The following is a 13,686-nucleotide window of genomic DNA, read 5'->3' as shown; positions in this document are numbered from 1 at the left end:
GATCAGAGTCAGTGCGCTGGCGGGTTGTTCAGCCAGCGCGAGACCACAGGCGCCGAGTGCCAGTGCGAGGGGTAACCAGAGGCCGATCCTGCTGCGTTCGAGCAGAGCCATACCGGGTTCAAACAATGCCGTGAATGCAATGCCGGCAGGGCGCGACTTGTCGACAACGCTGTGCGCAGTAGCGATGGCAAGACCCGCAGGGATTCCTTGAGCAGACATGAGGATTTCCTTTGTGCCGGGATAAAAAGCAAAACGGCGCACGCCCACCTGACGCAATGCGAAGGGGAGCGGACGCCGTTGCCCGTGATAGTTGCGAAGCCATCGTCGTTGATGGCTCAAGCCTGACTAGACTTAAGCAAGTTGTTTGCCAGTCTTCGCCGTTGGCGGTAAACCGGCGTGTCACCCATGCAGTGAAAAGGCCGATGCCATTCGATCGCCATGATGAGTGACAGGCCCGGCGCTGAGCGTGCTTGCAGTAAAAACCGGATCTGGAGAGGGGCAGGCTTATATTTTTCTCCTCCGGCCTCACTCTGATTTTTACTTCGCGGGTTGCGAAGGTAGAAAAAAATCAATGCACCAGTCACGGGAATTGCCGGGCTGCAGTGCGCTGTTTTGGGTCGAGCCAATCAGGTCCGAGAATCGGTCGTACTGCGGGGAAGGCTATTTCAAAGAAGGCCGAGAAGGCTGGCGTCTCGTCCGCAGAAACAGAACGCCGGCTCATAGTGGCCGGCGTTTTTACTTTGGTGCGCGAGTTGGCGCCCGTTCGACCTCAGTAAGCCCGCTCTACAGCTCCAGCCCCTCTTGTATTAGCGAAAGCAGACTGTCCTCATCAAGCAGCAGCGGATCTACCTTGTGTTGTCCAGACTGTGGAACCCTGTGAATAACCCATTGCGGATCACCCTGCTCGACGCCGGTCCGCAGGAGATACAGTTCTTTGCCTTTCAAGTGGATGTCGACCCGACCCAGACCCACATCAGTGAAGCGAGCAATCGGGTCGAGGGTAATGCTTTTATGGTTGCCCTCGATCAGCAGCTGATCGATGGCGTAGTTGTAGGTCGAACCTGAAGAATGGCTCTCGAAGACTCGCGTCGATACTCGCCGGATGTTCAATCCCGCTTCAGACAGCGGCTCCAGCCACGTTTCGAGCTGGTGATACATTTCATAAACCTGGCCGGGCCAATGCTCGATCGCGTTGTCGGCAGATACTGTTGAGTCAGCACTGCTTTCCTGCTTTTGTTTCAGCTTCGCGGCGAGTTCTTCTGCCTTACTCATTTCGATTTCCTATCGTCACGTGAGTTTAATCATGGCCTCCACGGTACTCCACTCGGTATGCGCTGAACAGGATCCAGGGACAGCTTCGCGCCAGGCTTGTGGTGATCAGACTATGCCGAGATCGTCATGCCCACGGGCTAAAGCGATCAAGCCGCGGGCCTTGGAATGAGCCAGTCTGGACGGTCTGTCCAAGGAGTTGAATATGATCCGACTGACCCTGATCGAGGCCCAAACGCTGGCCGAATCGATCCTGCTGCACAACGGTTTCAATGCTGCCCATGCTCAAGCGGTGGCCGCTACGGTGATCGCTGGCGAACGCGATGGCTGTGCTTCCCATGGTCTGTACCGGATTCTCGGCTGTGTGAATTCGCTCCGGGCCGCCAAGGTGGTGGCCGATGCCGAGCCGCGGGTGATCGACCAGGCACCTTCGATTGTGCGGGTCGATGCCGCCGGTGGTTTCTCCCAGTTGGCGTTCCAGGCGGGCCTGCCATTGCTGGAGGAGAAAACCCGGGCTAACGGTATTGCCGCCTTGGCGATCAATCGCTGTGTGCATTTTTCCGCGCTTTGGGTGGAGATCGAGCAGCTGACCGCTGCCGGTCTGGTGGCGCTGGCCTGTAATCCCAGCCATGCCTGGGTTGCGCCTGCGGGGGGCAGGCAGCCGGTATTCGGGACCAACCCCATTGCTTTTGGCTGGCCGCGTGCGGGTAAGGAGCCGTTTGTTTTCGACTTTGCCACCAGTGCGATTGCCCGCGGCGATATCGAGTTGCACCGGCGTGCCGGCAAAGCGATACCCGAGGGCTGGGGGGTGGATGCCGAGGGCCAGCCGAGTACCGATGCGAACGTGGTGCTCGATACTGGGGCGATGCTGACGTTCGGCGGGCACAAGGGCTCGGCGCTGGCGGCGATGGTGGAGTTGATCGCCGGGCCGTTGATCGGTGACTTGACCAGTGCCGAGTCGCTGGCTTACGACGCTGGCAGCAAGTCGTCGCCGTACCACGGCGAGCTGATCATCGCCCTCGACCCGCGACGCTTCCTCGGCGAGGCCACCGAGCAGCATCTGGCCCGTGCCGAAGTCTTGTTCGAGAGCATTCAAGGGCAGGGCGCACGCTTGCCGTCGCAACGCCGCTATGAGGCGCGAGCGCGCAGCCTGGTGGAGGGCGTGCAGATTCCCGAGGCCCTATACAACGACCTGAAGGCACTGCTGGCCTGAATGAACGGGAGGGCCAGTCCTGTGGGAGCGAGCTTGCTCGCGATAGCGGCGTATCAGTCAACGAGGATGTTGAATCTGATGGCCTCATCGCGAGCAAGCTCGCTCCCACAGGAGGTCTCCCGTTCATTTGAGTGGTTTTTTAAACCGGTTCGCGGTGGCTGTTACCATCGACCAGGCGATTGATGCCCAGCGGGTTAGCGTTTTTCAGCGCGTCGGGCAGTAGCGCGTCCGGGCAGTTCTGGTAGCACACCGGACGCAGGAAACGCTCGATGGCCAGGCTGCCGACCGAGGTGCCACGGGCATCGGAGGTGGCCGGGTAGGGGCCGCCATGCACCATCGCATCGCAGACTTCGACGCCCGTCGGGTAGCCGTTGAACAGCACGCGGCCGACCTTCTGTTCCAGCAGCGGCAGCACTTCGCCATGAGTGTGCAGGTCAGCGGCTTCGGCGATCAACGTGGCCGTGAGCTGACCGTGCAAACTCTGCAGCGCTCGTTGCAGTTCGGCCTTGTCGGCCACTTCCACCAGTACCGTGGTCGGACCGAAGACTTCTTCCTGCAGCAGCGGGTCGCCATTGAGCAGCAGGCTGACGTCGGCCTTGAACAGCTGGGGCCGGGCTTGTCTGCCCTGTTGTTCGCGGCCGGCCAGGTGGCTGATTCCCGGATGAGCGTGCAACGCCTGCACGCCCTTGCCGTAGCTGTCGAGTGTGCCGGCGTTGAGCATGGTTTGTTCCGGTTGTTCGGCCATCAGCGCACTGAGATGCTCCATGAATGCGCTGAACTCGGGGGAGCGAATACCGATCACCAGTCCCGGGTTGGTGCAGAACTGGCCGCAGCCGAGCACCACCGAGGCGGCGAGTTCGCTGGCGATTTTCTCGCCACGCACCCGCAGGGCTTCGGGCAATACCAGCACCGGGTTGATACTGCTCATTTCGGCGAACACCGGAATCGGCTGTGGGCGTGCGGCGGCCATGTCGCAGAGGGCGCGGCCGCCCTTCAGCGAGCCGGTAAAGCCGACCGCCTGGATCGCCGGATGCTTGACCAGCGCTTCGCCGACCCCGGCCCCGTAGATCATGTTGAACACACCCTTGGGCATGCCGGTTAGCTCGGCGGCGCGAATGATAGCGTCGGCCACCTGCTCGGCGGTCGCCATATGCCCGCTGTGGGCCTTGAACACCACCGGGCAACCAGCGGCAAGCGCAGCTGCGGTGTCACCACCGGCGGTGGAGAAGGCCAGCGGGAAATTGCTCGCGCCGAACACCGCGACCGGACCGACGCCGATCCGGTACTGACGCAGATCGCCCCGTGGCATTGGCTGACGCTCGGGCAATGCCCGGTCGATGCGCGCGCCATAGAAATCGCCGCGACGCAGGACCTGGGCGAACAGACGCATCTGGCCGCTGGTACGACCGCGCTCGCCCTGGATACGCCCGGTCGGCAGTGCGGTTTCACGGGTTACCAGGGCGATGAACTCGTCATCCAGTGCGTCCAGTTGCGCGGCGATGGCCTCGAGGAATTCCGCGCGCCGGCTTGCCGGCAGGTTACGGAAGGCTGGATAGGCTGCCGCGGCGGCTTGGGCAGCAGCGTCCACTTCTTCACCGGTGGCTTGCATGAACGAGTAGGGCAGGGCTTCGCCGCTGCTGGCGTCATGACTGTGCAGGGTGATGTTGCTGGCGGCGCTGCGCGTACCGTTGATGTAGTGGTGGCCGATGATCTGGGGCATGGAAAATTCCTTTCGGGAAGGGGGCTCAGGCAAGTCTTTTGCTGTTTGTCAGATTGCCAAGATCGCAGCCTGCGGCAGCTCCTACGGGGATCGGGTACAACCGCGGATTGTCGGGTGTATGCGGCGTGTGTAGGAGCTGCCGAAGGCTGCGATCTTTTGGGCTCAAGCCAACGAATCGCCCCGGCGTGTGGCGGCCGGTTCGGCGTTGTCCAGGGCGGCGATGCGCGCGGCGGATTCGGCGTCCACCTGGTGCAACGACTTGCCGCGGGTTTCCCGGGTCAGGCCGACGGCGACGATGGAGATCAGCGACGCACCGACCAGGTACCAGGCGATCGGTGTCGAGCTGTGGTACTTGTTGAGCAGGGTGATGGCAATCAGCGGCGCCAGGGAGCCGGCGAAGATCGGCGCCACCTGGTAGCACAGGGACAGCGCGGTGTAGCGCACGTGGGTCGGGAACATTTCGGCCATCAGCGCCGAGTAGGGTGCGTAGGTCATCGACTCGATAGCCAGGCCCAGGGTGATCGCCGCGATGATCAGCCAGTTGTTGCCGGTGTCCATCATCGGGAAGCCGACGAAGCCCCAGAAGGCGGTGAGGATCGCGCCGGTCAGGTACACCGGTTTGCGCCCGACCAGGTCGGACAGATAGCCCATCAGCGGGATCATGAAGAAGTGCAGAAAGTGCGCGCCGAACATCAGAAACAGAATCTCTGAGGTGTCCTTGTGCACCACCAGTTTCAGGTAGGTAATCGAGAACGTCACGACCGTGTAGTAGAGGATGTTCTCGGCGAACCGCGCACCGATGCCGACCAGCACTGCGCGCCAGTGGTGACGCAACACTTCGACCACGCCCAGTTGCTGTTGCTTGTTCTGTGCCTGACGAGCCTGGGCTTGCTTGAAGATCGGCGCGTCATCGACGCTGGTGCGAATCCAGTAGCCGATCAGCACCACCACTGCCGAGAACCAGAACGCCACGCGCCAGCCCCAGGCGAGGAATTGCTCCTCCGACAGGTTCGACGACAACAGCAGCAGGGCGACGGTGGCCACCAGGTTGCCGGCCGGGACACCGGCTTGCGGCCAACTGGCCCAGAAGCCCCGGCGATTGTCCGGACAATGTTCGGACACCAGCAGAATCGCGCCGCCCCATTCGCCGCCGAAAGCGAAGCCCTGGATCAGCCGCAGCAGCACCAGTAACACTGGCGCCGCGTAGCCGATTTGGTCGAAACCGGGCAGGCAGCCCATCAGGAAGGTAGTGATGCCGACCACCACCAGGCTCAGTTGCAGCAGGCGCTTGCGGCCGAACTTGTCACCGTAGTGACCGAACACCAGACCACCTAATGGGCGGGCGAGGAAGCCCACGGCATACAGGGCGAAGGCGGCGATGATGCCGTCGATCGGGCTGTCGGTCTGGCGAAAGAACAGCTGGCCGAAGACCAGTGCCGAGGCGGTGCCGTAGAGGAAGAATTCATACCATTCGGCGACGGTGCCGGCCATGGCGGCGGCCACCACTCGTTTCAGTCCCGAAGGGGTGGTTGCGCTGGAGCCGTGTTGAGGAGTGGGCATGCTGGCGTTTCCTGTAGGGGCGCAAAGACAGGTAAGCCGGGCCGGGGCCGCAAGGGCCGGCCCGGCAATCACTCAGAGACCGACGTCCGGCAACTCCGGACGATTAGCCAAAGCCTTGGCCATAATCTGCTCAACGAAAACCCGATCGGCTTCCGGCAGGGCCAGGCGTGGCGGACGGGTCAGGGCGCTGCCGCGACCGGCGATGGCTTCGCAGAGCTTGATGCACTGCACCAGGTCGGCACGGGCGTCGAGGTGCAGGATCGGCATCAGCCACTCGTAAATCGGCATGGCCTCGGCGAAACGACCGGCCTTGGCCAGACGGAAGATGGTTTCGCCTTCTTTCGGGAACACGTTGGACATGCCCGAGACCCAACCTTCGGCACCCACCGCGATGCTTTCCAGCACCACGTCGTCCAGACCTGCGAACAGCACGAAACGATCGCCGACTTCATTGCGCACGTCGATGAAACGTCGGGTGTCGCCGGATGAATCCTTGAAGCACACCACGTTGTCGCAGTCGGCCAGGGAAATCAGGATGTCCGGGGTTACGTCGTTTTTGTAGATCGGCGGGTTGTTGTAGACCATCAGCGGTACGTCGGCGTTCTTTGCCACGTAGCGGTAGTGCTCGGCGGTCTCGAACGGCTTGGAGCCGTAGACCAGCGCCGGCATCAGCATCACCCCGTCGACGCCGACCTTGCGCACCGCGTTGGCAACCTTGGCCGCCTGCACGCTGGTGAATTCGGCCACACCGCAGATCACCGGCACCCGGCCGCGGGAGGCGTCTACCGCGACTTCGGTCACGGCGATTTTTTCTTCGGCGCTCAGCGAGGTGTTTTCCCCCACCGAACCGCACACCACCAGGCCCGAGACGCCGTCACGGATCACGTTGGAAATCACCTGGTGGGTCTTTTCCAGGTTGATCGAGAAGTCATCGTTGAATTGAGTGGTCACCGCGGGGAAGACACCACTCCAGTTTATGCGCTTGCTCATTGTTGCCTCCGGTTCGTTAATTGTATTTCGTATACGATATTTTAAATGCCGATACTCGGCTAGTGCTTTTTCAAAAATAATCAGGGGTTTTGGTCGCCGTTTGTCTGAGTGAGTGTCAGGCGCCAGGCCAGGTGTCTGAGAGTCGGTAGCCTTGTGGCCAGGGGTCGCTCGGATCGAGCAGCAGTTGGTGGGTGCCGGTGATCCAGGCTCTACCGGAAATGCACGGGTAGATGGCCGGGCGTCCAGCCACTTCGGTCAGCGAATCGATCCGGCAGTGGAACTCGGAACCGATAATCGAGCGGCCGATAAACTTCTCACCGACCTGCATCAGCCCCTTGGCGTGCAACACCGCCATGCGCGCCGAGCAGCCGGTGCCGGTCGGCGAACGGTCGATCTTGCCGGGTTGAATCACCACTGCGTTGGCCCCCGTGGCGATGCCATTTTCTACGACTATGGGCGCGGCGATCTGGCAGAAGGAAATATGCGACCACTCGGGGTTCAGCGGATGGACGAAGCCCAGTTGTTCGTTGGCCGCACGGGTGATTTTCAGCCCGACCTCGACCAGTTCCGCAGCCTCGTCGGGACAGATGGAAAAGCCCAGGCGCTGAGCATCGGCGATCACGAAGCTATCGCCGCCATAAGCGGTGTCGACCTGCAATGAGCCGAGGCCTTCGACTTCGATCCAGGCATCGAGACGATCCGCGAAGGACGGCACGTTCTTGATTTCCACCCGTTCGACCTTGCCGTCGCGGCAATCGGCCACGACCTCGATCAGCCCGCCGGGCGCTTCGAGCACCAGCCGGGTTTGCGGTTCGGTCATCGGCAGGATGCCACTGTCCAGCAGCACCGTGGCCACGCACAGCGAGTTGGAACCGGACATCGGCGGCGTGTCGGCCGGTTCCATGATGATCCAGGCCATCTGCGCCCGCGGGTCCTTGGCCGGCACTAACAGGTTGACGTGGCGGAACACCCCGCCACGGGGTTCGTTGAGCACGAAGTTGCGCAGGGTCTGGTCCTTGGCGATCCAGCGTGACTGTTCCCACACCGTGGCCCCGGGTGGCGGGGCGACGCCACCGACGATCACGTCGCCGACTTCGCCTTCGGCGTGACAGCTGACTACATGAATGATTTTTGATGAGCGCATTGCCTGCTCCTTGTTTTGTCTGTTAAGGCCCCATCGCGAGCAGGCTCGCTCCCACATTGATCTGTGTAGGCCACCGATTTTGTGTGCGCCGCCAAACCCTGTGGGAGCGAGCCTGCTCGCGATGGGCCATTGGGTTATTTCACTGATCTGAGAAAGGCCGCGGTTTCCGCGTGCACCGGGTTGCCAATCACCTGGTCCGGCGAGCCGATTTCATGCACCAGGCCATTGCGAAAGAACGCCACGCGGTCCGACACATCGCGGGCGAAGCGGATCTCGTGGGTCACCAGGACCATGGTCATGCCGTCTTCGGCGAGCATGCGCATGGTGTCCAATACCTCGCCCACCAGTTGCGGGTCGAGGGCCGAAGTGGCTTCGTCGAACAGCATGTAGTCCGGCGACATGGCCAAAGCGCGGGCGATGGCCATGCGCTGTTGCTGGCCGCCTGAGAGCTTGCCGGGAAAGGCTTTGAGCTTGTCGCCCAGACCGACGTGGGTCAGTTGCTTAACCGCCAGTTCTTCAGCTTCTGCCTTGCTTTTGCCGAGCACTTTGCGCGGCGCCAGCATCACGTTTTCCAGCACGGTCAGGTGCGGGAAGGCGTTCCATTGCTGGAAGACGATGCCGATTTTCTGCCGCAGACGATTGAGGTCGGTGGTGCTGTGGTGGACCTCGACACCATCGACGCGGATGTTGCCTTTCTGGATCGGTTCCAGGCCGTTGATGCACATCAGCAGGGTCGATTTACCCGAGCCGGAGCCGCCGATGATCGACACCACCTCGCCCTTGTTCACCGTCAGGTTGACGCCCTTGACCACTTCGAGGTTGCCGAAGGATTTGTGTACGTTGTCGATCTCAATCATTTTCTTGCCACCTTCTTTCCAGACGAGCGCCGAGGCGAGCGACCACCAGGCTCATGACGTAGTAGATGAGGCCCGCGATGCACAGCACCAGCAGCGGTTCCTGGATGCGGGTGACGATGGTTTGCGAGGCGCGCAGCAGCTCGACGATGCCGATCCACATCACCAGCGCGGTGTCTTTCATCACGCTGAGCACCAGGTTCAGCCAGCCGGGGAAGGCCACCCGCGTGGCCATCGGCAGGACGATCCAGCGCAGGTCCTGGAGGAAGCTCAGGCCCAGCGAACGACTGGCCCGGCGCAGGGTGAACGGCACGGAGAGCACGCCGCTGCGCACGATCTCGGTGAAGTACGCGGCGGCGTAGACCCCGAGCACGATGCAGCCGACGCTGAACGCGCTGATGTTCAAGCCGACGATGCTTTTGAGCGAGTTGAACAGGACGAACTGGATCAGCAGCGGCACGCTGCGAAACACATCCAGTACCCAGGCCAGTGGCAGGCTGGCCCGCGGCAACAGGGCCCGCAGCAGGCCGAACAGCAACCCGGCAAAGGAACCGAGGATGATCGCCCAGCAGGTCAGTTGCAGCGTGACCCAGGCGCCATCGAGCAGGAACAGTAGGTCGTTCCAGGAAAAACTGGTGGAAAACATGAACAGCTCCTCAGTAACGGAACAGCCGCCAGGCCATCAGCCGGGCTGCCGCGACGATCGCCTTGGCAATCAGGTAATACAGCACCGCGGCGATGGCGAAGTATTCGAAGGTGCGGAAGGTCTTGACGTTGTAATCCTGGGTCACCCCGGTGAGGTCATTGTTCAGCCCGACGATTACTCCCAGCGAGGTCATCAGCACCGCCCAGACCATCTGGTTGCTCAGCGGGTAGAAGACGATCCGCAGCAGTTGCGGGACGATAATCATCCGGTAGGCCTGGAAGGCACTCATGCCCAGCGAACGGGCGGCACGCACTTGGGTGTCGGGCACTGCCTTGAGGCCGCCGCGAAAGTTCTCCGCCAGGTAGCCGGCATTGTTGAAGGTGATCCCGGCCAGCAGGGCGAACCAGGAACTGACATGCAAACCGAGCGAACCGAGGCCGAAGTACAGGACGTAGATCTGGAACAGCGACGGGGTGTTACGGGCGATCGATACCCAGCCGTTGCCGATGCCGCGCAACAATGGGTGTCGGGTTTCGCGCATCACCGTCAGGGCCAGGGCGATCAACACGCCGAAGATCATCGACAGCGCGGCGGTCTCGAAAGTGACCCAGGCGCCACCGAGCATGTCCGGCAGGGCGCGCAGGGTTGCGCGCCATTGGAAGGTGTAATCAAACATGCGCGGGATTCTCCAGAGGGGCGGCCGCTTGCAGCCAGGCGGGCAGACGACCGCTGGCCGTGGCGCTGTAGGCAGCGTCGACGCATTCGGCGAGGCTGGCGAAGTGCACCTTGCGCCCGACCAGTCCGGGTGCGTAATGGGCGTACTTGCCGGAATTGGTCATCAAGTTTTTTGCGGCCAGCGGGATCACCGGCTCGCCGAGCATGCACCAGCAGGTGTCGGTGACCAGGGTCGCGCCGAAAGCTTCGATGACGGCGATGTGCCCGGCCTCGCGCGCCTGCTCCAGCACCGCCCGGCCGCAGGTGATGGCGAGGACGACTTCAGGGTGCTTTTTCCGACCCCGACACAGCCGCGCCAGGTGGGCGAATTCGCTGAGGGAGAAATGCGGGTTGCCCAGCGAGACCACATCCACCCGGTTGTCGCGGGCACTGTTGAGCTCGCGCCAGCTCAGCAGCAGGTCCTTCAGACGGATTTTTTCCACCGGCAGCGGATCACCCGGATTCAGTACCTGTGTCGGGTCGAGCGCCTCCGGAGTCACCCCGGCGATGTGGAACAACGGCGCCGCGGAGGTGGTGGCGAAGGCCGCGCCGAAAGCTTTCAGGTCGTCGAGGCTTGGCCGAGTTTTTTCCAGCCCGAGCACCAGCGGAATCCGGCTGCCCGCCAGGGCGCCGATGTGATAACCGAGCAGCGGGTAGAAGGCATCGTCCAGCTCGCCCAGAGCGGGCAACTCGATTCGCAGAGAAGCTTTGCGATGCGCTTCCAGATGGCAGCCGATCAATGGCGCGCGGCCGGTCAGGGCGATGCAGATATCCAGGTAGTCCGGGTATTTCAGGGTGCGTGCACCGAGCACGCTGTTGGCGTAGACCACTGCATTGGATTCGGCCCAGACGATCTGCTCGCCAGCTTTCGGCGCGCTGTCGAGCAGGTAGGGCGCGCAGGTGAAGCTGAGTTGCGCGCCCATCGCCATATAGGCATCGCCCAAGGCACTGGCCGGTTCGCCGAGGGCCGGGTCGATGCCCAACTCACGCCAGCGACGCTGGTCGACGGAAATCGAATTGAGGGTGGTCGGCACCCGTACTTTTGCTCCCCATTGCACCAGTTGTTCGGCAAAGCGCAGGCTCGCCGGGCCGGTGTAGATGCAGCCGTCGATGTGTGCCTGGGTGACATCCACCAGGCCGTGGGCACCTTGCAGTTCGGCCATGCGCAGGACGATCTGCATGGCCACCTGGGCAGCCTTGCCATGTTGGCCGTCGAGCAGCGCCCGGTCGAGCTCGCTGAGTTCGATCGTGGCGGCCGATGCTGCTGTCTGCAAAGGGCTGGCGAGTGCCTGCCAGGCATCGCCGGGCAGGTGCTCGAACAACGTCACGGATGCGCCTTCGACCCGGGCGAAGGCCTTGCCGCGCAAGGCGGAAAAGGCCTCCCGGCCGATGCACAGCACCGGCAGGGAACGCTCGAAAATAGTCTGTGCCACCAGCACGCCAAGGGTCAGGATCTCATCGGCTTCGGCCAGCACCAGTGCGGCGGGCGCGTGACCGTTGCTGATCAGTTCCATCAGCACGCTGCTGCCGGTGCACGAGCCGCGGCCACTGGGAATGGCCAGCACGCGGCCGGCCAGGTGTTCGCCGCTGAGGGGGTGGTGACGGTCGATGACCTCGCCACTGTACGAGTCGACCCCGCCCCAGAAGCTCAGCCCGACATCGGCGAACAGCAGGGCGCCTTGGGCGGCGCCCGCGACCAGGCTGCGCCCGGTCAGGGAAGTGCTCCTGGGCATGCCGGACACCTCAGTAGTAGACCTGTGGCACGGTCAGGTTGGTCGGCGGGATCTCGGTGCCGACCCATTTGACGAACAACTCTTGGTAACGTCCGCTGCGCACCTGCTGGTTGACGAACAGGTTGAGATAGTTGAGCAGGCCATACTCGTTGCGCTTGGCGCCGAGGGATACGTAGTCGATCACGTACGGCGCGTTACCGGCGATTTTCAGGTTCTTGTATTTACCTGATTTAAGTGTAGCGGCGGCCACGGTATTGGTGACCACGGTGGCGTCGATGTGGCCTTGGGCGACTGCCAGCAGCGTGTCGTTCTGCGACTGATAGGCGCGGAAGGTGCCACTGCCCCAGTTCTTCACGTCTTTTTCCAGGGCGATGGCTTCATAGGTGCCGCTGGTATTACCCAGGGCTTTGCCTTTGATATCGGCGAAGCTGTTAATGCCAGTGTTGTCGCGGGTCAGCACCACCATCTGGAAGGCGAAGTACGGCACGGTGAGGCCGACGGTCTTGGCCCGTTCGAGGGTGTCTGAGGTGGAGGCGACGATCACGTCGGCACGCCCGGAAACCAGTGCCGGAATTCGATCCGGGAATGGCGTTTCAACCACTTCGGCATCGACCCCGAGGATTTTCGCCAGGTCATTGCAGTAGTCCACGTCGAAACCTGCGGGCTTGTTGCCTTCATCACGAAAGCCCATGGGCGGGAAGTCGAGGGTCACGGCGCAACGCAGCTTGCCCGAACCAATGATCTCGTCGAGCTTGTCGGCTTGGGCGGTGGCCACAAAGGAAGTACTTAGAACAGCGCTGAGGGCTACGGCAAATGCGGGGTTTTTCATAGAGGCCTCGTTGTCGGAAAGTGCTGTTGGATATCGTATTGTGAATTTCGTATACGATATTTTATTAGCAATGAGCGTGCCTGTTTCCGAATGAGTCCGAGAATTATCCGGCAACCCTTGAGCCAGGGGGTCTGCAAGGACAAGGGAATACCGAGGGTGAGACGAAGGCCTTTGTGGCCAGTATCAGGCGGGTGTTACAGAAGGGAGCAACGGGAACGCCGGGCGCCCCTTAAAGGAACACTCGCCCGGATTCAGCGACGGCTTTCCCGATACTGGCTGGGCGACAGGCTGGTCAAGGCGCGAAACTGCCGGCTGAAAGCACTGTGGTCGGTGTAACCGCAGCGCAGGGCAATCTCGGTGATGGGCAGTTCGGTGTGCAGCAACAGCCGTGAGGCTTCCTCCAGCCGGGCCTTGTGAATCATCTGCCGAGGGGTGAGTTGGAACACCCGTTTGCAGTGGCGCTCCAGTTGCGCCACGGAAAACCCGGCGATCTCAGTCAGCTCGGCGAGGCTGATGGGCCGGGCGAAGTGGCTGCGAATATGCGCGTCCACCGCGGCGAGTTTCTGAAACGCCGGATGGCTCGATTGTGGCAGTTGCAGGTCGCGGGAGATACCGGCGAGGCCGACGATATGACCCTGCTGGTCGTGCAGCGCGAGTTTGTGGGTCAGGCACCAGACCGGTTGATTACCGTAATAGAGGTGCAGTTCGAGCTGGTCGGCCAGCTCGCGGCCGCTGGACAGCACCCGCCGATCCTGCTCGGTGTACAGCGGGCCGAAGCGCTCCGGGAAGACCATTTCGGCGGTGCGCCCAAGCAGTTCTGAGCTGTGTTTGAAGCCACAGCGCCGGGCCAGGGTCTGGTTGACGAAGGCGTAGCGGGCCTCGCTGTCCTTGATGAAAAACACCACGTCCGACAGGGTATCGAGCAACGCCGCGATCGGCTGCAGACTGCTTAGCAGGGTCGGCAGGTCGCAGGGTTTGAAGGTAGTGAGCGAGGCATACATGGCGCTGGGGATC

The 13,686-nt window shown here is 62.2% G+C and carries 12 protein-coding genes; 1 reads left to right on the top strand and 11 read right to left on the bottom strand.

The genetic code is table 11. The features are described 5' to 3' along the window. Positions 1-783 precede the first annotated feature (783 nt). On the bottom strand, positions 784-1,272 hold the full coding sequence (locus F8N85_RS27405) for a hypothetical protein (RefSeq protein WP_150806636.1): 489 nt from the start codon (positions 1,270-1,272) through the stop codon (positions 784-786). 202 nt (positions 1,273-1,474) lie between these two features. On the opposite strand from F8N85_RS27405, the gene F8N85_RS27400 reads away from it, so the two are divergent. Further along, complete coding sequence (locus F8N85_RS27400; protein WP_150806635.1) at positions 1,475-2,482, top strand: Ldh family oxidoreductase; 1,008 nt, start codon at positions 1,475-1,477, stop codon at positions 2,480-2,482. 139 nt (positions 2,483-2,621) lie between these two features. On the opposite strand, the gene F8N85_RS27390 is transcribed toward F8N85_RS27400, so the two are convergent. The 10 genes from F8N85_RS27390 to F8N85_RS27345 form a co-directional block, all read right to left on the bottom strand. Then, positions 2,622-4,202, bottom strand: coding sequence for an aldehyde dehydrogenase (NADP(+)) (locus F8N85_RS27390; RefSeq protein ID WP_150806634.1), 1,581 nt, complete (start codon positions 4,200-4,202; stop codon positions 2,622-2,624). Between the two features lie 162 nt (positions 4,203-4,364). Continuing rightward, positions 4,365-5,762 carry a fosfomycin efflux MFS transporter AbaF gene (gene abaF / locus F8N85_RS27385; RefSeq protein WP_150806633.1) on the bottom strand — a complete coding sequence of 466 codons (1,398 nt, stop codon included), beginning with the start codon at positions 5,760-5,762 and terminating at the stop codon, positions 4,365-4,367. 72 nt (positions 5,763-5,834) lie between these two features. After that, a complete protein-coding gene (locus F8N85_RS27380) occupies positions 5,835-6,752 on the bottom strand; it encodes a dihydrodipicolinate synthase family protein (RefSeq protein ID WP_150644769.1) in 918 nt (305 codons plus the stop codon). A 115-nt stretch (positions 6,753-6,867) separates the two neighbouring features. Further along, the gene (locus F8N85_RS27375) at positions 6,868-7,896 is read right to left on the bottom strand and encodes a trans-3-hydroxy-L-proline dehydratase (RefSeq protein WP_150806632.1); all 1,029 of its coding nucleotides are present in this window, start codon (positions 7,894-7,896) and stop codon (positions 6,868-6,870) included. A 134-nt stretch (positions 7,897-8,030) separates the two neighbouring features. Beyond that, the gene (locus F8N85_RS27370) at positions 8,031-8,753 is read right to left on the bottom strand and encodes an amino acid ABC transporter ATP-binding protein (protein WP_150806631.1); all 723 of its coding nucleotides are present in this window, start codon (positions 8,751-8,753) and stop codon (positions 8,031-8,033) included. Next, complete coding sequence (locus F8N85_RS27365) at positions 8,746-9,396, bottom strand: amino acid ABC transporter permease (protein ID WP_150644766.1); 651 nt, start codon at positions 9,394-9,396, stop codon at positions 8,746-8,748. The genes F8N85_RS27370 and F8N85_RS27365 overlap by 8 nt, the downstream gene beginning before the upstream one ends. Positions 9,397-9,406: 10 nt before the next feature. Further along, the gene (locus F8N85_RS27360; protein WP_150806630.1) at positions 9,407-10,072 is read right to left on the bottom strand and encodes an amino acid ABC transporter permease; all 666 of its coding nucleotides are present in this window, start codon (positions 10,070-10,072) and stop codon (positions 9,407-9,409) included. Then, the gene (locus F8N85_RS27355) at positions 10,065-11,843 is read right to left on the bottom strand and encodes an aconitase X (protein WP_150806629.1); all 1,779 of its coding nucleotides are present in this window, start codon (positions 11,841-11,843) and stop codon (positions 10,065-10,067) included. Before F8N85_RS27355 ends, F8N85_RS27360 begins: the two co-directional genes overlap by 8 nt. A gap of 10 nt (positions 11,844-11,853) precedes the next feature. Beyond that, entirely contained in the window at positions 11,854-12,672 is an 819-nt protein-coding gene (locus tag F8N85_RS27350) for a transporter substrate-binding domain-containing protein (RefSeq protein WP_150806628.1), read from the bottom strand. A 251-nt stretch (positions 12,673-12,923) separates the two neighbouring features. After that, positions 12,924-13,673: an AraC family transcriptional regulator gene (locus F8N85_RS27345; protein ID WP_150806627.1), complete on the bottom strand. Its 750-nt coding sequence runs from the start codon at positions 13,671-13,673 to the stop codon at positions 12,924-12,926. Positions 13,674-13,686 lie beyond the last annotated feature (13 nt).

Source organism: Pseudomonas fluorescens (assembly GCF_902497875.1).
GTDB lineage: Bacteria > Pseudomonadota > Gammaproteobacteria > Pseudomonadales > Pseudomonadaceae > Aquipseudomonas > Aquipseudomonas fluorescens_BR.
The sequence above is the reverse complement of the archived record's forward strand: the minus strand, read 5'-3'. Positions and strand labels throughout refer to the sequence as shown.

Bases quoted from the DNA above. Each gene is read 5' to 3' on its own strand.
- F8N85_RS27370 (WP_150806631.1), bottom strand. From the start codon at position 8,753: ATGATTGAGATCGACAACGTACACAAATCCTTCGGCAACCTCGAAGTG.
- abaF (WP_150806633.1), bottom strand. From the start codon at position 5,762: ATGCCCACTCCTCAACACGGCTCCAGCGCAACCACCCCTTCGGGACTG.
- F8N85_RS27405 (WP_150806636.1), bottom strand. From the start codon at position 1,272: ATGAGTAAGGCAGAAGAACTCGCCGCGAAGCTGAAACAAAAGCAGGAA.
- F8N85_RS27350 (WP_150806628.1), bottom strand. From the start codon at position 12,672: ATGAAAAACCCCGCATTTGCCGTAGCCCTCAGCGCTGTTCTAAGTACT.
- F8N85_RS27355 (WP_150806629.1), bottom strand. From the start codon at position 11,843: ATGCCCAGGAGCACTTCCCTGACCGGGCGCAGCCTGGTCGCGGGCGCC.
- F8N85_RS27400 (WP_150806635.1), top strand. From the start codon at position 1,475: ATGATCCGACTGACCCTGATCGAGGCCCAAACGCTGGCCGAATCGATC.
- F8N85_RS27390 (WP_150806634.1), bottom strand. From the start codon at position 4,202: ATGCCCCAGATCATCGGCCACCACTACATCAACGGTACGCGCAGCGCC.
- F8N85_RS27360 (WP_150806630.1), bottom strand. From the start codon at position 10,072: ATGTTTGATTACACCTTCCAATGGCGCGCAACCCTGCGCGCCCTGCCG.
- F8N85_RS27345 (WP_150806627.1), bottom strand. From the start codon at position 13,673: ATGTATGCCTCGCTCACTACCTTCAAACCCTGCGACCTGCCGACCCTG.
- F8N85_RS27375 (WP_150806632.1), bottom strand. From the start codon at position 7,896: ATGCGCTCATCAAAAATCATTCATGTAGTCAGCTGTCACGCCGAAGGC.
- F8N85_RS27380 (WP_150644769.1), bottom strand. From the start codon at position 6,752: ATGAGCAAGCGCATAAACTGGAGTGGTGTCTTCCCCGCGGTGACCACT.
- F8N85_RS27365 (WP_150644766.1), bottom strand. From the start codon at position 9,396: ATGTTTTCCACCAGTTTTTCCTGGAACGACCTACTGTTCCTGCTCGAT.